We start from the raw sequence: 17,571 nt of genomic DNA on the forward strand, positions 1-17,571 counted from the left end.
CCCGACGAACGACGGCAGGAGACCCGTCGCTCTCAGCGATTGACGATCTCGCCATGCATGGCTGCCAGCCGCGCGAGCAGGCGATTTTGCGTGCGGCGCGGGATCTTTTGCTGGTCCATCGCCCAGTTCAGGTCTTCGACCAGTGCGTTGAAATCGCCTTCGCGGATGGCCAGGTGCGCGTGCGCCTGCTGCATCGACTTGGCCGTGTCCGGGCAGGGGCCGTCGGCGACGTGGCAGAACTTCTGCACCAGGCGTGCATTGAGCATGACGATGTTGACGCGGGCGAACTTGTCGACGATGCGCTGGTCGTCGGCGATACGCGAGAGCATGGTTTCTACCAGTGCTTCGATGCCGGCTTGCCCGCCGAGCTCGTCGTAGAGCGTCTGGCGCGGTTGCGTGCTGGCGCAGGCGCTCGTCAGGCCCAGCACGCACAGCAGGCACCAGCGCAGCCATAGGTTCATCAGAACGCCACCTGCAAAGAGAGATAAGGACCACGCTGATCGGCCAGCGTGGCGACATTTCCCAGATCGGCCCAGGCGGCAGTCAGCGAAACGTGCTTGCCGGGGAACCAGGCGACGAACACATCTGCCCACGCCTGCTCGCGCGCGAAGCGCAGGTTATTCGGTTTGTCGCGATATTCCACGCCCACCGCCCAGGATGGCGACAGCACGACGGCGGCACTGGCCTCGGGCACCAGACGATAACCGTTACGCCGGTCGCCGCCGAAACCGAGCAAGCCGGTCTGGTTGGCGCGGGTGGCGCGCACCGTCCCGTTGAGCAGCAGCTGGTACCCGCCAGCGCCCTGCAGCAACAAGCGGCTTGCACTGAGGTAGACGTCCGTGCCGTGATCGTCGCGCGCACCGATTGCCAACGGCAAGGTCCCGTCGCGCAAGCGCTTGTACTGCACGCCCAGGCTGACTTGCGGTGCATGCCCGTAGATAAGGTCGCCGGCCAATCGCACCTTGGCACCGAACACGTCCTGGCCGAGCGCATTCCACGGCAATCCGAGCCGGTCCTGCAGCGCGCCCAGATCCAGACGCTGGCGCGCAAGCGACAGCTCCAGCCGATTACCGACCGTAAGCGCCGCGCCCTGCACGTCGAGGCGGTAGTCGCCGCTATCCACATGCGTGGCGAACAGCACGGCGCCCAACTCATCGCGCGTGCCGTAACCCGACAACGTGGCCCATGGCACGATGCCGCCACCGCTGCTGCCTTCGATCATCGACACGCCACCGGTAGCGAGCAGGCGCCCGTCGCCAGCCATTGCCTTCAATGGCGCCAACGCACCGGCAACAACGGTCACGACGAGGGCGACACGCAGACACGCGCTCATCGCTGCATGCCTGCATGGGCTGCCGAGGGCATGCCCAGTTGGCGCATGCACCACGCCACCAGCGGGGCCTCTTCCAGTGGCGGCGCGTACAGGTAGCCCTGCACCATGTCACAGCCATAGCCGCGCAGCAGGCCCAGGGCCGTGGTGTTTTCGACGCCTTCGGCGATCACGCTCAGGCCGAGGTTGTGGCCCAGGTCGATCGTGCTGCGCACGATGAATGCATCGTCGGTGCCTTCGGCCAGCTGCATCACGAAGCTCTTGTCGATCTTCAATTCGTTCACCGGCATGCGCTTGAGTTGGGCCAACGAGGAATAGCCGGTGCCGAAGTCGTCGATGGACAGACGCACGCCCACGCCACGCAGCTGATGCAGCATGTGCAGCGCAGATTCGACATCGCGCATCAGCGCGCTTTCGGTCAACTCCAAAGTGACCGACTGCGCCGGCACGGCGTGCTGCTCCAGCCGCGCACGCACGTAGTCGGGCAGACCCGGATCGGACAGATCCAGGGCCGACAGGTTGATCGCCATGCCCAGTTCCAGGCCTTGCGCGCGCCAGTGCGCCTGGCAGCGCAGTGCCTCGTCCAGCACGAAGCGGGTCAACGGGTGGATCACGCCGGAATGCTCGGCCAGCGGAATGAATTCGTCCGGGCCGATCGGGCCCAGCGTCGGGTGATGCCAGCGCACCAGCACTTCGACCTGTTCGACACGGTCGGTCCGCAGGCAGATCTTGGGCTGGAAGCGCAAGGTCAACTCGTTGCCGCCGATGGCCTGACGCAGATCGCCAGTGAGCCGCAGCCGGCGCAGATGCTGCTCGTCCTGGCCCATGCGGTAGACGCTGGCCCCCATGGTGGTCACATCGCCCACCTGGCGCCGTGCGATATCGGCGCGACGCAGCAAGGTGTCCGGGTCGGCGCCATGCTCGGGAATCAGCGCGATGCCGATGCTGGCTTCGAGCTGGATGCGTGCCTGCGGCAAGGCCAGCGGGCGGCGCAATTGCAGCAGCAGCCGTTGTGCGTCCAGCTGCACGCTGTTCGCATCGGCCTGCGCCACCACCACCATGAACTCGTCGCTACCCAGGCGCCCGACCAGGTTGGGCGCGTGCACCACATCGGCAAGCCGTCGCCCGGCCTCGACCAGCACCTGGTCGGCAAAATCATGGCCCAGGCTGTCGTTGAGCTCCTTGAAACGCTCCAGATCCAGGATCAGCACGGCCGCGGTGCCACCGGAAGCGACGGCGTGTTCGACCACCTCCTTCAACCGCTCCAGCAGCCACAAACGGTTAGGCAAGCCGGTGAGTGCGTCGTGCCGCGCCTGATGCAGGATGTGCTGCTCACGGCTGGCGATCTGCTGCTGCATCCGCCCGAAGCTGTCGGCCAGCTCGGCCAGCTCGCGGCCCGGCGGCACATCCACTGCCGTCTGGTAATCGCCACGCTGGATGCGCCGCGCGGCCTGCACCAGTTGCGCCACCGGCTTGCTGACACTACGCGCCAGAAAGATCGCCACGCCCAGGGCCGCAGCCGTTGCCAGACCGGCCAGCAACAGGATGCGCAACTTGAGAATGCGATACGGCGCGATCGCCCGGTCCAGCGATGCCTGCAAGGCCACCCGCACATGGCTGTCGCCCTGGATCGGTTGCAGCTTGACCAGGTAGCGCGACTGGCCCAGCGTCAGCGGAATCGCTGCTGCCTGGGTGCGCTCGGCGGTGGGCAACTGCTGCGCAAATTCGGCACGCGCAGGCGGCTCCAACGTCGACGCGAGCACGTGCACGGGCGGGCCGTCGGTAAAGAACGTGGCATCCAACCCGGTGGTCGTGCGGAAATCCTGGGCCAGGCCCTCGCCGGATTCGTTGCCGATCGCAATCCAGCCGACGCGACTCGGCGCCAGCACCTGGACCACGGCCAGCCGCACGATCTGCCGATTCAGTGCCACCACCCCCACCGCACGACCATCGCGCTGCGCCTGCTGCAACAGGGCCTGTACCGCACGCAATTGCTCGGCCTGGGGCAGATCGGCCAGGCCGGTCAAAAATTCGCCATCCGGCGAGAGCAGCACCGCAGTCTGCGCGGACATGCGCGCGGCATGATTGCGTAGCGCCGACTGCATGGTGGGCACATCGCCGCTGGCCACCGCAGCACGAAAGCCGAAATCATCGGCCAGCACCGAGGCCGATTGCAGCAGTTGTTCGTCGCGGCGCAGGTTGATGCGCTGCCAGACGCGCTCGCCGATCTGCAGTTCTTCGCCCAGCTGTGCCTTGACGCTGCGGTCGGTTGCCAGCTGCACCGCAATGAAGGTCAGTGCCTGGGTGGCGAGCACGACCAGCACCAGCAGGACCGCGATGCGGGTATGCAGTCGCATCGCCCTCATGGATGGGTCTTCTTCGGCTCGGCGCGGCGAAATTTATCCTGCAACGCGCGGACGCGCGCATCCGGCGGCGCAACCACCGGTGCCGCGCCCGTGGTCTGCACGGTGATGCGGCGCTGCACCGGGTCGCGCGCGACGACCAGCGGCTCGGTCACTGCAGCGCCCTTGATGCGGGGATGCCACACGCGCAGCGTGTAATTGCCGGCGGGCGCATCGAGCTGCACGCGCCCGTCGCTGCCGGTCTTGCCGAAATAGGGGGTCTCCAGCACCACGATATAGCCCAGCATCCAGTCGTGGATATTGCAGCCAACCGTCACCAGACCGGCTTGATCGAAGCGCACCGGCGCGGCCGTAGTGCCCTGGAACAGCGGCAGCTCAAAGCGCTTGGCCGGCGAGAACGAATACACCTGATGGCGGATCTGATCGTTGTTCGGAAACCGCACCGACGTGCCGGTACGCACCGCCAGCACCGCAGGCACGAACTGCGAATTGACCTGGTCCATCTCCATGGTCTTGCCGGCACTGGCCGCGGCGGGCCGCGGCAACTCCAGGCTGACCACCGCATCGACCAGGACGCCGTTGGCATCGGCCACCGCCACGCTCACCGGCGCTGCTGCCAGCGGCGCTGCCACGCTGCAGAGCGCAAGCAGGCCCAGCGCCCCCATGTGTTTGATCCCCTGCATCCGCATGCGCCCCCCTGACCGTGCAATCGGCAGCGGGCGCCAGGCGAGTCCGACGTCGCGCTAGCGATCAGACTGGATTATCGGCGCGGGTGAACGCAAGCTTTAACCAGACGCGAGCACAATTTTATGAACAAAACTGTGGTCGCTGTCATGGCCAATATTGCGAGCGCGACTACGGGCTGTGCGCACTGCCTGCCGCCCAAGTGCGGCGCGACCATTGCCACGCACAGCGCCAGCGGCGACCAAACCGCTTACTTCAGCTTGATCTCGCGCAGACGCTCTTCCAGGAAGCCGTGCGCAGTGATCGGCTCGGGATACCGGCTCGGGTTGTCGGCACTGATGCACGAGGGCAACACGTCGATCAGGAAATCCGGGTTGGGGTGCAGGAAGAACGGCACCGAATAGCGCGGCTTGCGCGCGGCCTCGCCGGGCGGATTGACCACACGATGGATCGTGGATGGATACACGTGGTTGGTCAGGCGCTGCAGCATGTCGCCGATATTGACCACGATGGTATCGGCGTCGGCGGTGAACGGCACCCACTCACCATCGTTGGAACGTACTTCCAGCCCGGCGGCACTGGCGCCGACCAGCAAGGTGATGAAGTTGATGTCGCCATGCGCGCCGGCACGCACGTTCGGGATGTCGTCGCTGGTGATCGGCGGGTAGTGGATCGGCCGCAGGATCGAATTGCCGTTGTTGGTCTTGTCGACGAAATAGTCCTGCGGCAGACCGATATGCAGTGCCAGCGCGGAGAGCACGCGCGAGCCGAGTTGATCCAGCTGCTGATACAGCTGATAGCCACGCTCACGGAAATCCGGCACTTCCTCCGGCCACAGGTTCGGCGGCATCACCGCGCGATACGGCGAGTCGTCCGGAATCTCGCGACCGATATGCCAGAACTCCTTCAGGTCGAAGTGCTTGGAATCCTTGGCGGTTTCCACACCGAAGGCGGTATAGCCGCGTGCGCCGCCGCTGCCCGGCACGTGATAGCGCCGCTTCACCTCCTCGGGCAAGGCAAAAAACGCCTTGAACACTTCGTAGGCGGCATCGATGTCGGCCTGGGCGATGCCGTGATTGCGGATGCCGGCAAAGCCCCACTGCCGATAGGCTGCGCCGAGTTCGGCGACGAAGGCGTCGCGGTCGCTGTCGAAGCGGGTGATGTCCAAGGTGGGGATGCGGGCGCTCATACGGGTGTCTGCAATGGAAGTTTGAAAAGGTCGAGAGAGCCTGCGGTTCAGATCAGCAGGCGATACAACAGGTAGAACGTCGCGGCCTTGGCCACGATCACGCAGACGCCAATGATCAGCGACTCACGCCGCGTCACGCACCGCACCTGAGAGTCGGTCGAGCGTGTCCTGCATCAGGCCGGCATCGTCGGCTTCCACGGTCACGCGCACCACCGGCTCGGTGCCGGACGGACGCAGGAACGCACGCCCCCGGCCCTGTACGGCCGCCTGCGCCTGCTGCAGCGCCTGCTGCACGCTCGCCGCCTCGACGATGGCCTTTGCCGCGCCGCCGCCCAGACGCACGTTGACCGTCTTTTGCGGCACCTTGGTCAGGTCGCGCAAGGCCTCGCGCAGGCTGTGGCCATCGCGGCTGAGGGCTTCGAGCACCTGCAGCGCACTGACGATGCCGTCGCCGGTGCTCGCGCGGTCCAGGCACAGCAGATGGCCGGAGGTTTCTCCGCCTAGCGTGCCGCCGCCTTCGACCAGCGCCTGATGCACATAACGGTCACCCACCTTGGCGCGCTGGAACGGGATGCGCAGCGCCGCCAGCGCCGGCTCCAGCCCGTAATTGGTCATCAAGGTGCCGACCACGGTGCCGGTGAGCCGGCCGCTGGCCTGCCAGGAGCGCGCAAGCACATACAGCAGGTCGTCGCCATCGACCGGGTTGCCTTGATCGTCGGCCATCAGCACGCGGTCGCCGTCGCCGTCGAAGGCGATGCCCAGCTGCGCCCCGCTCTCGCGCACCTTGGCGGCAAGATTGTCGATATGCGTGGAGCCGACGCCGTCGTTGATGTTGAGCCCGTCCGGCGCTGCACCGATCACCACCACCTCGGCGCCGAGCTCGCGAAACAGCATCGGGGCAATGTGATAGGTGGCGCCATGCGCGCAGTCCAGCACCATCTTCAGGCCCTGCAGGGTGAAGCCGCGCGCCACGCTGGCCTTGCAGAACTCGATATAGCGGCCGATCGCATCGCGGGTGCGGATCGCCTTGCCCAGGCGCTCGGATTCCACGGTATGGAACGGCTCGTCGAGTGCGGCTTCGATGGCCGCCTCGGTCGCGTCGTCGAGCTTTTCGCCTTCGGCAGAGAAGAACTTGATGCCGTTGTCGTAATGGGGATTGTGCGAGGCGCTGATCACCACGCCGGCATCGGCACGCAAGGTACTGGTCAGAAACGCGATGGCCGGCGTCGGCATCGGGCCGATCATCTGCACATCGGCGCCTGCCGCCACCAGGCCGGCTTCCAGCGCCGCTTCGAACATGTAGCCGGAAATGCGCGTGTCCTTGCCGATCAACACCAGCGGCCGCTTGCTGCGGCCCTGCGTCAACACGCGTCCGAGCGCATTGCCCAGACGCAGCACGAAATCGGCCGAGATCACGCCCTGCCCGACCCGACCGCGAATGCCGTCGGTGCCGAAGTATTTGCGGGCGCTCATGCGACGTCGGCGTCCTGTGGACGCGGCTGACGCATCATCATCGCGCTCAGCTCGGCAATGCGGTCACGCATCTGGCGGCGGTCGCAGATCTGGTCGATGGCGCCGTGGTCGAGCAGGAACTCCGAACGCTGGAAACCTTCAGGCAGGGTCTCGCGCACGGTCTGCTCGATCACGCGCGGGCCGGCGAAACCGATCAGCGCATGCGGCTCGGCGATGTTGATGTCGCCCAGCATCGCGAACGACGCCGACACGCCACCGGTGGTGGGATGGGTCAGCACCGAGATGTACGGCAGGCCGGCTTCGCGCAGGCGCCCGAGCGCCGCGGAGGTCTTGGCCATCTGCATCAGCGAGAACAGCCCTTCCTGCATGCGCGCACCGCCGCTGGCGGAGAAGCACACGAACGGGCAGCCCACTTCCAGCGCCACTTCGGCGGCGCGTGCAAAACGCTCGCCGACCACCGAGCCCATCGAGCCGCCCATGAAGGCGAAGTCGAAGGCGGCGGCGACCAGCGGGTTGCCCTTGAGCGTGCCGCGCATGGCGATCAGCGCGTCGTATTCGCCGCTGGCCTTCTGGCTGGCCTTGATGCGCTCACCGTAACGCTTCTGGTCCTTGAACTTGAGCACGTCGACCGGGCCGAGCTGGGCGGCAATCTCGGTGGTTGCGGTGTCCGGGTCGAACAGCGAGTTCAGGCGCGCGCGCGCGCGGATCGCCATGTGGTGGTCGCACTTCGGGCACACCTCGAGGTTTTCCTCGAGTTCCGGGCCGTACAGTGCGCTACCGCAGTTGCTGCACTTTTCCCACAGCCCCTCGGGGACGCTGCGCTTCTTGGCCGGGGTGTTCTCGGTGCGGATGCCGGAGGGCATCAATTTGCTGAGCCAGCTCATGCGTGTATGACAATCCATGCAGGGCGGCCTGGCGGGCCGCAGAGGGGCGACAGTCTAACGCAGCGCCCCAGGGCGGTGCAGCGCGCGCTGGACATGACGGGTTGCCGTTGTGGCGGAGCGTTATGGCATAGCGATGTGGTGCAGGCTGTTGGGCGATGTGCAGCAGGTTGATGTGCTGTGGCGCGCTTTGGTGCAGGCTGTCGAGCGATGTGCAGCAGGTTGGCTTGCTGTGGCGCGCTGTTTGTTGCCTGGCCGTCAATACCTTCGCTCAGCACGGCGCGGCTTCGCCCGTACCCTCACCCCAACCCCTCTCCCGCAGGAGAGGGGCTTTGATTCCATCTCTCATCGGGACACCGTCCTTCTTCAAGAGGGAGAAGGTGCCCTGCAGGGGCGGATGCGGGCGCGGGCCAAGCCACGTGCATTCACGTGTGAGGGGCCTTGGCCTGGCCTCAGGGATGATCCAGCGCCTGGCGTAACGGTGTCAGGAACGCCTCCGCGCGCTCGCGCGCACTGCGAACGTCGTCTGCGTCGGCCAGGGCAGCGACCAGGGCGCTGCCTACCACCACGCCGTCGGCATCCACGGCCATGGCCTTGGCGCTGGCGGCGTCCTTGATGCCGAAACCGGCCACCACCGGCGCACCGGCACGTTGCCGCAGCTGGCGCAGGCGGTCGCTGGCGGCATGGGTGTCGAGCAGGTTGGAGGCGCCGGTAACGCCAGCAAAGCTGACGTAGTACAGGTAGCCCTGCGCCGTGCTGCACAACATGTCCAGGCGCTGCTCGCTGGTGGTCGGCGATGCCAGCGCAATCAGCGCCAGCCCGACCTCGCTGAAGATGTGGCGGGTTTCGTCCGCCTCTTCCGGCGGCAGGTCGACCAGCAACAGACCGTCAACGCCCGCCGCGACGGCGGCTTCGGCGAACCGGCGCGTGCCGTGGATTTCGATCGGGTTGAGATAGCCCATCAGCACCACCGGGGTGGTGGCATCTTCGCGGCGGAATTCGTGCACCGCTTCCAGCACATAGGCCAGGCCGGCACCGCGTGCCAGCGCGCGCTCGGAGCTGCGCTGGATGGTGGGACCGTCGGCCATGGGGTCGGAGAACGGCACGCCCAGCTCGATGACGTCGGCACCGGCGCGCACCAGCGCGTGCATCACCGGGACGGTGGCTTCCAGCGATGGGTCGCCGGCGGTGATGAAGGGGATCAGCGCCTTGCGGCCGGAGTGGCGCAAGGCATCAAAACGCATAGCGATACGGCCTGGCGCGCGGCTCATGCGCAGCCCTCCACCAGTTGCACGGTGTCCCAGCTTCCCCAGTACATCGATGTCACAGTGCCTTCTCCGGTTTCGTAGCGAACGGCGAACTCGCCTTGCGGGTCGCGCCAAGTCAGATAAAGATCGGTCCCGCCGTCCCTGCCATATTTATGGGGCTGGACGCTGTAGCCCGCTGGCAGACGCGCACGCGCTGCGGCTTCGCTGTCGCCGACACGGATGCCGAACGGGCCCACCGGACCGGCGTCGCTGATGTCGAAGCGGACGACGCGGTCGTCTTCCACCATCATCGCAACTCCATCAGGCAACAGACCGGCCTGCACATAGTCGCAGTGTCCGATCGGGCCGGCGTTGAGCGGCGTCCAGGCCGCCTGTGGCGCCAGCTCGCTGAATCGCTGACCGACCCGCACCGCGCCGCTGCGATCCAGCGCGGAGCCCGCGACCGCGGCCACCGCCAGGATAGACATGCACAGCAGCGCGATACCGCCGCCCCACTGCTGCAGCCGGGCTGCCCTCACAACGCCAGACCCTCGCGCGCGGCGATGGTGTGCACGTCCTTGTCGCCACGGCCGGACAGGTTGCACAACACCAGCGCATCCTTGGGCAGCTCGCGCGCCAGCTTGATCGACTGCGCCACCGCATGGCTGGACTCCAGCGCCGCCAGAATGCCCTCGGTGTGCGCCAGCAGGTGGAAGGCGGCCATCGCCTCGTCGTCGGTGATGCCCTGATACACCGCGCGGCCGCTGTCGGACAGGAACGAATGCTCCGGACCCACGCCGGGGTAATCCAGGCCGGCGGAGATCGAATGGGTTTCGGTAATCTGGCCGTCGTCGTCGCAGATCACGTAGGTGCGGTTGCCGTGCAGCACGCCGGGGCGCCCGGCGGCGATCGATGCCGCGTGGCGGCCGGTGGCGATGCCGTCGCCGGCCGCTTCGGCGCCGTAGATCTTCACGCCGGGGTCGTTGAGGAAGGCATGAAACAGGCCGATCGCATTACTGCCGCCGCCTACGCAGGCGCTGATCGCATCCGGCAGCCGGCCGTAGTCCTGCAGCATCTGCTCGCGCGCTTCGCGCCCGACGATGGCATTGAAGTCGCGCACCATGCGCGGATACGGGTCGGGGCCGGCAACGGTACCGATGATGTAGAAGGTATCGCGCACGTTGGTCACCCAGTCGCGCATCGCTTCGTTGAGCGCGTCCTTGAGCGTGGCCGAACCGGAGGTCACCGGGATCACCGTCGCGCCCAGCAGCTTCATGCGGTAGACGTTGATCTTCTGCCGCTCGATATCGGTGGCGCCCATGTAGACCACGCATTCCAGGCCCAGGCGCGCTGCGACCGTGGCGCTGGCCACGCCATGCTGGCCGGCGCCGGTCTCGGCGATGATGCGGGTCTTGCCCATGCGGCTGGCCAGCAGCGCCTGGCCAATGGTGTTGTTGATCTTGTGCGCGCCGGTGTGGTTCAGGTCTTCGCGCTTGAGCAGGATCTGTGCCCCGCCCACTTCGCGACTGAGCCGCTCGGCGTGGTAGATCGGGCTGGGCCGGCCGACGTAATGCTTGAGGTCCTTGTCGTATTCGGCGATGAAGCTCGGATCCTGGCGCGCCTGGTCATAGGCGGCGGACAGCTCCTGCAATGGACCGATCAAGGTCTCGGCGACGAAGCGGCCGCCGAACTTGCCGAAATGGCCGGCAGCATCCGGATAGGCGTAAAAGTCACTGATGGGCTGGGCCGACATGGGAATCCTCTGCAACGGTGCGGTCATACGCGAGGCCGTCACTCTACCCCAGCCCGGGGCGGCGATAAATCGATAAGATTGCTGCAACCTGTGATCTGAGCTCACACATGAGCAGTCTGCTCCCACCACTGGCGGCCCTGCGCGCCTTCGAAGCCGCCGCGCGCCTGCAGAGCGTGAGCCGCGCGGCGCAGGAGCTGCACGTGACCCATGGCGCCATCAGCCGCCACGTCCGTGCGCTAGAACACGCCCTGGGTGCGGCCCTGTTTGTCCGCCAGGGCCGCGGCCTGGTATTGACCACTGCCGGCGCGCGCTTGCGCGATGCCACCGGAGAAGGGTTCGCCCTGATTGCCGACACCTGGGCCGGTCTGCGACGCCCGGCCACCGAGGCGCCATTGGTGCTGGGCTGCTCCGGCAGCCTGCTTGCCCGCTGGGTCATCCCGCGCCTGGGCCAGTTGCAACACGACCTTCCGGACATGCGCCTGCACCTGTCGGCCAACGAACAACCGCCCGGCGCGGATCTGGATGGCCTGGACGCGGCCTTGTTGCTGGACACCCCACCCTGGCCCGGCAACTGGCAAGTGCATGACCTGGGCGTGGAATGGATCGGGCCGGTGCTCAGCCCGCAACTTGCCTCGGCCTTGCGGCTCGCTGGCAACCGCCCGGCCGCCCTGCTCGATCACGCCGTGCTGCACACCCGTTCGCGCCCACAGGCGTGGCCGGAATGGGCCCAGGCCCACGGCCTGGCGCCCGACGCGTTGCGGCTGGGAACCGAGTTCGAACACCTGGTCTATCTGCTGGAGGCGGCCGCTGCGGGCCTGGGCATCGCGATCGCCCCGCAGGCCCTGGTCGCGGCCGATCTGGCAGCCGGGCGCCTGCTGGCGCCCTGGGGATTTACCGCCACCCGCGGCCGTTGGGTGCTATGCGCCGCAAAGCGCAACCCGGACCCACGCATCGCCCAGCTGGCGGATTGGCTAGGCAGCGCCCTGGCAAACGATCAACACACCTCGCCGGCCATGCATGCCGCAGCCACCTGAGCCGCATCGCGGGCGGCCGTCGCACGACCGCAGCGCCAGCACGGCTGATAACGACCATGCACCGACGACACGATTACCAGGCGAAAGACCACGCACCGATGTCGCTACCAACGAGGCGCGGAACGACACGTCTAGGCATCGCAAGCGGGAAAGCTGCAGTCACTGGCTGAATCGCTCAAGCGGACAGGCTCCACCTCAGCGCAACCGGCATAACAACAACGCGCGAGTCTAAAGCTGCCCGCCGGATCGAAGGCAGGACCTGCCAGCGCGCAAACGGGTAGGCCTTGCCCAATCAACCAATCGCCTCGACGCACCGCTGTTACGAATCCCGACTCCCGACTCCCGCCCTCACCCCATTTCGTGACAATCGGCGCGGCGCACCTCTTCGACAAACTTGCGCATCTTGTGGCCATCCTTGATGCCGGGCGCAAGTTCCACACCACTGGAGACATCCACGCCCCAGGGCAGCGTCGCGACGATCGCGTCGAACACATTGTCGGCGGTGATGCCGCCGGCAAGAAGAAATGGGCGGTGCAAGCCGGTGGGGAGTCGCGACCAGTCGAAGGTCTTGCCGGTACCGCCGCCAGCGCCAGGTGCATGGCTATCGAACAGGAAACCGGCCGTATTGGGATAGGCCAGCTGCAGCGTGCGTGCATTGGCGTCTTCGCCGTTCACGCCGGCGCTGCCCATCGGCACGGCCTTCAGATATGGGAGGTTGAAACTGCGGCAGAACGCGTCGTCTTCCTCGCCGTGGAACTGCAGCAGGGTTGGGCGCACGGTGCGCACCACCTCACGCACTTCTTCCTTGGAATTGTTGCGGAACAGGGCCACCACATCGACCATCGGCGCGGTGGCCTGGCGCATGGCGCGCGCCTCGGCCGGCGCCACGCGGCGCGGGCTGCCGTGGGCAAAGATGAAACCTACCGCGTCCACACCCAGCTCCCCGGCCAGTCGGATGTCACCGGCGCGGGTCATGCCACAGAACTTGATACGGGTGCGGTACAGCGATCGATTCATTGGGTCACCTCGGCGGGCAGAAGCCACTCTGCAGGATACAGAGGCCCGATAAACACCAGACCTTGTGGCGGCGCTGTCGGCCCGGCAACCGTGCGGTCGCGCCCGGCGAGCAACGTCGCGATCCAGTCGGCCGGCTGTTCGCCGGTTCCGACCAACATCAGCGAGCCCACAATATTCCGCACCATGTGATGAAGGAATGCATTGGCCTGCACCTGCACCTCCACCACTTCGCCGATGCGCTGCACGCTGATTGCCTGCAGGTTGCGACGCGCATGCAAGGCCTGGCATTGCACGCTGCGAAACGCGCTGAAGTCGTTTTCGCCCAGCAAGGCCTGGGCGGCAGCATGCATGGCCTGGGCATCGAGCGGCCGACGTTCCCAGCTCAGCGTCTGCCGATACAGTGCCGGGCGGATCTGACGATTCAGCAGGCGGTAGCGATACCGCCGGGCGCGCGCGGAAAAGCGCGCATGAAAGTCGTCGGCAACGGGCACGCACCAGCGCACCGCGATCGAAGCCGGCAGCCGCGCCGTGGTGCCCAGCATCCAGCCACGCGGCTGACGTCGCGCATCGCTGTCGAAGTGCACCACCTGGCATTCGCCATGCACGCCGGCGTCGGTTCGCCCTGCGCAGACCACCTGGATCGGGGCATCGGCCACCGACGACAGCGCCGTCTGCAGGCTGGCCTGCACGCTCGGCCCGCCATGCTCGCCCAGTTGCTGCCAGCCCTGAAACTCGCTGCCGTCATATTCCACGCCCAGCGCGTAACGCATCGGTACCTGCCCTATGAATGAATCGATGAAACCGAACGCCGGTCATGCCGACGCCGCCATCGCAGGCAGGTGCCAGCACAGCCACGCTATGCGGAGAAGGTGAAGTGTACGAGCAGCGTTGTCCGATAGCATCGGCCGATGGCGAGCCGCGGTAGCACGCGGCTCACATAGGCGCGGTCAGTCGTTTGACGCGATCGTGCGCTCGGACCACACGGCCAGCGTGGCGCCGCCGGGCTCGCGGAAGTGGAACCGGCTGCCACCCGGAAAGCCGAAGACCGGCTTGACGATCTCGCCGCCGGCGGCACGCACCCGATCGAGCATCGGCGTCAGGTCGTCGGCATACAGCACGACCAGGGGGCCGCCTTCTGCCGGAGCGGGCGTGCCCGCGCGGTAGAAGCCGCCATCCAGGCGGCCGTCGTTGAAGGCCAGGTAGTCCGGCCCGTAGGCCTGGAACTGCCAGCCAAACACGGTTTCGAAGAAGGCCCGGCTGGCGTCGGGATCGGTGGATGCGAACTCCACGTAGTCGATCCGTCGCTCGCGCACCGCAAGGCTGTCCATGGCCGGGCTCATGCCAGGCGTTCCAGCAGTTCGGCGGCTTCGGCGCGGGTGGCATCATCGCCGGTGGCCGCAACTTCCAGCAGCAGGCCACGCGCCGTGTCCTTGTCGCCCAGGTCCATGTACGCCAACGCCAGTTCCAGGCGGTCACGGCCTGCGGAGGCAACCTCCCTGCGGCCCACCGCGCCGGGTGCAGCCGCTGCCAGCGGAGTCGCAGGGGCCGGAACGACATCCTGGGCCGCGCGTTCGACGTCGAAGCCGTCCTGGACGCCATCGTGCGCAGCCGACGCTGCCGCGGATGGGACGCCGAGGTCGGGCGCGCGCTCCGCGTGCACGGGCTGGACAGGCTCGGCCTGCTCGGGCACCTGCGACGCGTCAGACGGGAACGGGGCATCGGTGGCCTGGAACGCGGCGGCCGGTGGCGACGATGCCGCCGGGGTGGCACGCAGCGAACGCCACTCGTCGCTGTTGACCACCGGCGGCGGCGCCGCTGGCTCGGACAGCAGCGGCTCGCGCCGCAGCACCTCCGACAACGGCGGCTGCACGTCATGGGTGCGCTCGTCTTCGCGCAGGTCGACCTGTTCGAATTCGGTTTCGTGCACCACATCGCGCTCGCTCGGCTCGGTGGCGTGCACGTCGTCCTGCGGCTCGCCGCCATCGGCCGGCGCGACCGGTGGCACGAAGTCGAACTGGCGCCGCGGCAACGGCGGCAACGGCGAGGGCTTGCGGCGACGCGCGGCCAGCCACGCGACAACCGCGGCCACGATCAGCACCAGCCCACCGATCAGCCACAGCGGGAAGCCACCACCTTGCGGTGCTGCCTGCGGTGCCTCGGCAAGGCGCTTCTGCGCGGCGGCCAGGTCGGTGTCCTTCATCGCGATCAAGGCTTGCTGCTGCTGCTTGAGCTTTTCCAGATCGGCCACGCGTGAGCGCAGGTCCTGCAATTCCGCATCGCGGGTGGCGATGTCTTCCTTGGCCTGTTGCAACTGTTGGTTGGCCGCCATCTCGCCCTCGCCTTCGGCACTGGTGCCGGACGTAGCGCCGGCGGTGTTGGTCTGACTCGCCACTGCCGGGGCGATTTCGAGCCGCGCGCCGGCACCGGGTGCGGTGGACGCGGGCGGGGCCGGGGCTGTTGCGGCCGCGGCACCGGCATCGGCCGGTTGCGGAATGGCCGACCGCGCCTGACGCCACTGGGCAGCCTGCTCGCGCACCATCACGGTGGCTTCGGCGGCACCGACCTGCGCCAGCGCGTCTTCCTGCGGGGTGCGCAGCACTGCGCCCTGCTTCAGTCGGTTGATGTTGCCGTTGACGAAGGCATCGGGATTGGTGCGCAGCAGCGCCAGCATGGTCTGGTCCAGCGAATGCCCGCTGGAACGCGCCAGGCGCGCCGCGATCTCCGACAAGGTCTGGCCCGAGCGCACGGCGGGAAGCGCATCGCCGGTCTGCGACGCCGCGGCGGTTGCCGGGGCGGGCCGTGAGGGCGCCGCAGCGGCGCTGGGGGCGCCCTGCGCAGCGCGCTCGACCGCCGCCTGCGCAGCCGCCGGCTCACGGGCGATGGTATTGCTGGCGCCGGCGCGCGGCGCCTCGATGGCGGGCTCGGCGATCGCGGCAGCGGTGTTGGGCGCATCGACCAGGGCGGCGTACTCGCGCACCAACCGGCCCTGGCCCCACTCCACTTCGATCAGGAAGTTGATCGCCGGTTGATCCACCGGCTGACTGCTGGTCACCCGGATCACCGCCCGCCCACGCGCATCCTGCGCGAACTGGAACTGCAGACTGCTGACCAGACCCTGCGGCCGCTCCAGTCCGACGCGCGCGAAGGTGGTGGCCGATGCCAGTGCCACGCGGGCGTTGTCGAGCTCGCCCGGCTCGTTGGAGATGACCGGAATTTCGGCCACCAACGGCTGCCCGGGCTTGGACAGCACCCGGATATCGCCAAGCCCCAAAGCCATGGCTGCGCCACTGCAGGCCATCAGCAGCAACGCACCCAACCCGTGTATCGGACGCATCGCGCCCCTGCCCCTATGTTTCATGGGCATCAATATAGCCGCTGAATGAGCGAAAAAGTCGGCGACCCCGTGCAGAGCGTACAAGCCGTCGCAATGCGACATCCATGCGTCAGGTCATCGGTAGGAGCGCGCTTGTGCGCGATGGGGCTTCACCGGGAAAGCCCCATCGCGCGCAAGCGCGCTCCTACGCAGCCGACGGATCAGCCTTCCTGGGCGACCAGTTCGGCCAGCTGCACCGCGTTGAGTGCAGCGCCCTTGCGGATGTTGTCGGAGACGATCCACAGATTCAGGCCACGCGGGTGCGAGAAGTCTTCGCGGATGCGGCCGACGAACACCGCGTCCTTGCCGGAGGCATGCGTCACCGGGGTCGGGTAGCCGCCAGGCTTGCGCTCGTCCACCACTTCCACGCCCGGCGATGCAGCCAGCAGGGCACGCGCCTGCTCGACGGTGATCTTGTCGCGGGTCTCGATCGCCACCGCTTCGGAGTGGCCGTAGAACACCGGCACGCGCACTGCCGTCGGGTTCACCTGGATGCTGTCGTCGCCGAGGATCTTGCGGGTCTCCCAGACCAGCTTCATCTCTTCCTTGGTGTAGCCGTTGTCCTGGAAGTCGTCGATGTGCGGGATCAGGTTGAAGGCGATCTGCACCGGAAAGCGCTGCGGGTCGATGTCCTGGAAGCTCAGCAACTCGCTGGTCTGCTTGCCCAGTTCTTCCATCGCCGAACGCCCGCCGCCGGAGACCGACTGGTAGGTCGCCACGTTGATGCGCTCGATACCGTACGCACGGTGGATCGGGCCCAACGCCACCAGCATCTGCATGGTCGAGCAATTGGGGTTGGCCACGATGCCGCGCGGGCGCTGCTTGAGTGCTTCCGGGTTCACTTCGGAGACCACCAGCGGCACGTCGTCGTCGTAACGGAAGGCGGAGGAATTATCGATCACCACCGCACCGGCCGCGGCGAACTTGGGGCCGTACTCCTTGGACACGCTGCCGCCTGCGGAGAACAGCGCGATGTCCACGCCGGTGGGGTCGAATTCGGCCAGGTCCAGCACATCGACCTTGCCGCCGTTGAATTCCACCTGCCCGCCGGCCGAACGCGACGACGCCAGCGCGTACAGGGTGGCGACCGGGAAATTGCGCTCGGCCAGGATGCTCAGCATGGTCTCGCCGACAGCGCCGGTGGCGCCCACGACCGCGACGTTGAAACGACGGTTTTCGTTGCTCATGAGTTTGTCTTTATCGAAAAGGGGAAAGAGGAAGCACTGC

General features: G+C 67.2%; 16 protein-coding genes. 1 reads left to right on the plus strand and 15 read right to left on the minus strand.

Annotation, left to right across the window (positions count from 1 at the left end):
- Window positions 1-32: 32 nt before the first annotated feature.
- The 10 genes from XnspCFBP7698_RS04035 to trpB form a co-directional block, all read right to left on the minus strand.
- Entirely contained in the window at window positions 33-461 is a 429-nt protein-coding gene (locus XnspCFBP7698_RS04035; RefSeq protein ID WP_047693174.1) for a group 1 truncated hemoglobin, read from the minus strand.
- Window positions 461-1,333, minus strand: coding sequence for a DUF3034 family protein (locus tag XnspCFBP7698_RS04040; RefSeq protein WP_104580473.1), 873 nt, complete (start codon window positions 1,331-1,333; stop codon window positions 461-463). The genes XnspCFBP7698_RS04035 and XnspCFBP7698_RS04040 overlap by 1 nt, the downstream gene beginning before the upstream one ends.
- Complete coding sequence (locus XnspCFBP7698_RS04045; protein ID WP_104580474.1) at window positions 1,330-3,696, minus strand: EAL domain-containing protein; 2,367 nt, start codon at window positions 3,694-3,696, stop codon at window positions 1,330-1,332. The genes XnspCFBP7698_RS04040 and XnspCFBP7698_RS04045 overlap by 4 nt, the downstream gene beginning before the upstream one ends.
- Complete coding sequence (locus tag XnspCFBP7698_RS04050; RefSeq protein WP_047693177.1) at window positions 3,693-4,376, minus strand: methylamine utilization protein; 684 nt, start codon at window positions 4,374-4,376, stop codon at window positions 3,693-3,695. Before XnspCFBP7698_RS04050 ends, XnspCFBP7698_RS04045 begins: the two co-directional genes overlap by 4 nt.
- Before the next feature lie 251 nt (window positions 4,377-4,627).
- The gene (locus XnspCFBP7698_RS04055; RefSeq protein ID WP_104580475.1) at window positions 4,628-5,566 is read right to left on the minus strand and encodes a 2-oxoglutarate and iron-dependent oxygenase domain-containing protein; all 939 of its coding nucleotides are present in this window, start codon (window positions 5,564-5,566) and stop codon (window positions 4,628-4,630) included.
- A gap of 123 nt (window positions 5,567-5,689) precedes the next feature.
- The gene (glmM, locus tag XnspCFBP7698_RS04060; RefSeq protein ID WP_104580476.1) at window positions 5,690-7,039 is read right to left on the minus strand and encodes a phosphoglucosamine mutase; all 1,350 of its coding nucleotides are present in this window, start codon (window positions 7,037-7,039) and stop codon (window positions 5,690-5,692) included.
- The gene (gene accD / locus XnspCFBP7698_RS04065; protein ID WP_047693180.1) at window positions 7,036-7,923 is read right to left on the minus strand and encodes an acetyl-CoA carboxylase, carboxyltransferase subunit beta; all 888 of its coding nucleotides are present in this window, start codon (window positions 7,921-7,923) and stop codon (window positions 7,036-7,038) included. Before accD ends, glmM begins: the two co-directional genes overlap by 4 nt.
- A 449-nt stretch (window positions 7,924-8,372) precedes the next feature.
- Window positions 8,373-9,191: a tryptophan synthase subunit alpha gene (gene trpA, locus XnspCFBP7698_RS04070; protein WP_104580477.1), complete on the minus strand. Its 819-nt coding sequence runs from the start codon at window positions 9,189-9,191 to the stop codon at window positions 8,373-8,375.
- Window positions 9,188-9,655 (minus strand): hypothetical protein, encoded by a 468-nt coding sequence (locus XnspCFBP7698_RS04075; RefSeq protein ID WP_199680028.1) that lies wholly within the window; start codon window positions 9,653-9,655, stop codon window positions 9,188-9,190. Before XnspCFBP7698_RS04075 ends, trpA begins: the two co-directional genes overlap by 4 nt.
- A 47-nt stretch (window positions 9,656-9,702) precedes the next feature.
- Window positions 9,703-10,920: a tryptophan synthase subunit beta gene (gene trpB / locus XnspCFBP7698_RS04080; RefSeq protein ID WP_104580479.1), complete on the minus strand. Its 1,218-nt coding sequence runs from the start codon at window positions 10,918-10,920 to the stop codon at window positions 9,703-9,705.
- 107 nt (window positions 10,921-11,027) lie between these two features.
- On the opposite strand from trpB, the gene XnspCFBP7698_RS04085 reads away from it, so the two are divergent.
- Window positions 11,028-11,954, plus strand: coding sequence for a LysR family transcriptional regulator (locus XnspCFBP7698_RS04085; protein WP_104580480.1), 927 nt, complete (start codon window positions 11,028-11,030; stop codon window positions 11,952-11,954).
- 348 nt (window positions 11,955-12,302) lie between these two features.
- Here the strand turns inward: XnspCFBP7698_RS04085 and XnspCFBP7698_RS04090 are convergent, their stop codons facing one another.
- The 5 genes from XnspCFBP7698_RS04090 to XnspCFBP7698_RS04110 all read right to left on the minus strand — a co-directional run bounded on the left by XnspCFBP7698_RS04090 (window position 12,303) and on the right by XnspCFBP7698_RS04110 (window position 17,531).
- The gene (locus XnspCFBP7698_RS04090) at window positions 12,303-12,971 is read right to left on the minus strand and encodes a phosphoribosylanthranilate isomerase (protein ID WP_047693184.1); all 669 of its coding nucleotides are present in this window, start codon (window positions 12,969-12,971) and stop codon (window positions 12,303-12,305) included.
- Entirely contained in the window at window positions 12,968-13,741 is a 774-nt protein-coding gene (truA, locus tag XnspCFBP7698_RS04095; protein ID WP_104580481.1) for a tRNA pseudouridine(38-40) synthase TruA, read from the minus strand. The genes XnspCFBP7698_RS04090 and truA overlap by 4 nt, the downstream gene beginning before the upstream one ends.
- Before the next feature lie 177 nt (window positions 13,742-13,918).
- Entirely contained in the window at window positions 13,919-14,311 is a 393-nt protein-coding gene (locus tag XnspCFBP7698_RS04100) for a VOC family protein (RefSeq protein ID WP_104580482.1), read from the minus strand.
- Entirely contained in the window at window positions 14,308-16,329 is a 2,022-nt protein-coding gene (locus XnspCFBP7698_RS04105) for a FimV/HubP family polar landmark protein (protein ID WP_199680030.1), read from the minus strand. Before XnspCFBP7698_RS04105 ends, XnspCFBP7698_RS04100 begins: the two co-directional genes overlap by 4 nt.
- Window positions 16,330-16,505: 176 nt before the next feature.
- Window positions 16,506-17,531, minus strand: a complete 1,026-nt coding sequence (locus XnspCFBP7698_RS04110) for an aspartate-semialdehyde dehydrogenase (protein ID WP_039566622.1) — start codon at window positions 17,529-17,531, stop codon at window positions 16,506-16,508.
- Window positions 17,532-17,571 lie beyond the last annotated feature (40 nt).

Origin of the sequence: Xanthomonas sp. CFBP 7698 (assembly GCF_003600855.1) — a bacterium.
In the GTDB taxonomy this organism is placed as follows: domain Bacteria; phylum Pseudomonadota; class Gammaproteobacteria; order Xanthomonadales; family Xanthomonadaceae; genus Xanthomonas; species Xanthomonas cannabis.

Coding starts and splice junctions, on each gene's coding strand:
- trpA (WP_104580477.1), bottom strand. CDS start 9,191: ATGAGCCGCGCGCCAGGCCGTATCGCTATGCGTTTTGATGCCTTGCGC.
- XnspCFBP7698_RS04045 (WP_104580474.1), bottom strand. CDS start 3,696: ATGAGGGCGATGCGACTGCATACCCGCATCGCGGTCCTGCTGGTGCTG.
- XnspCFBP7698_RS04055 (WP_104580475.1), bottom strand. CDS start 5,566: ATGAGCGCCCGCATCCCCACCTTGGACATCACCCGCTTCGACAGCGAC.
- XnspCFBP7698_RS04035 (WP_047693174.1), bottom strand. CDS start 461: ATGAACCTATGGCTGCGCTGGTGCCTGCTGTGCGTGCTGGGCCTGACG.
- XnspCFBP7698_RS04040 (WP_104580473.1), bottom strand. CDS start 1,333: ATGAGCGCGTGTCTGCGTGTCGCCCTCGTCGTGACCGTTGTTGCCGGT.
- accD (WP_047693180.1), bottom strand. CDS start 7,923: ATGAGCTGGCTCAGCAAATTGATGCCCTCCGGCATCCGCACCGAGAAC.
- truA (WP_104580481.1), bottom strand. CDS start 13,741: ATGCGTTACGCGCTGGGCGTGGAATATGACGGCAGCGAGTTTCAGGGC.
- XnspCFBP7698_RS04075 (WP_199680028.1), bottom strand. CDS start 9,655: ATGTCTATCCTGGCGGTGGCCGCGGTCGCGGGCTCCGCGCTGGATCGC.
- XnspCFBP7698_RS04050 (WP_047693177.1), bottom strand. CDS start 4,376: ATGCAGGGGATCAAACACATGGGGGCGCTGGGCCTGCTTGCGCTCTGC.
- XnspCFBP7698_RS04090 (WP_047693184.1), bottom strand. CDS start 12,971: ATGAATCGATCGCTGTACCGCACCCGTATCAAGTTCTGTGGCATGACC.
- XnspCFBP7698_RS04110 (WP_039566622.1), bottom strand. CDS start 17,531: ATGAGCAACGAAAACCGTCGTTTCAACGTCGCGGTCGTGGGCGCCACC.
- glmM (WP_104580476.1), bottom strand. CDS start 7,039: ATGAGCGCCCGCAAATACTTCGGCACCGACGGCATTCGCGGTCGGGTC.
- trpB (WP_104580479.1), bottom strand. CDS start 10,920: ATGTCGGCCCAGCCCATCAGTGACTTTTACGCCTATCCGGATGCTGCC.
- XnspCFBP7698_RS04100 (WP_104580482.1), bottom strand. CDS start 14,311: ATGAGCCCGGCCATGGACAGCCTTGCGGTGCGCGAGCGACGGATCGAC.
- XnspCFBP7698_RS04105 (WP_199680030.1), bottom strand. CDS start 16,329: ATGAAACATAGGGGCAGGGGCGCGATGCGTCCGATACACGGGTTGGGT.
- XnspCFBP7698_RS04085 (WP_104580480.1), top strand. CDS start 11,028: ATGAGCAGTCTGCTCCCACCACTGGCGGCCCTGCGCGCCTTCGAAGCC.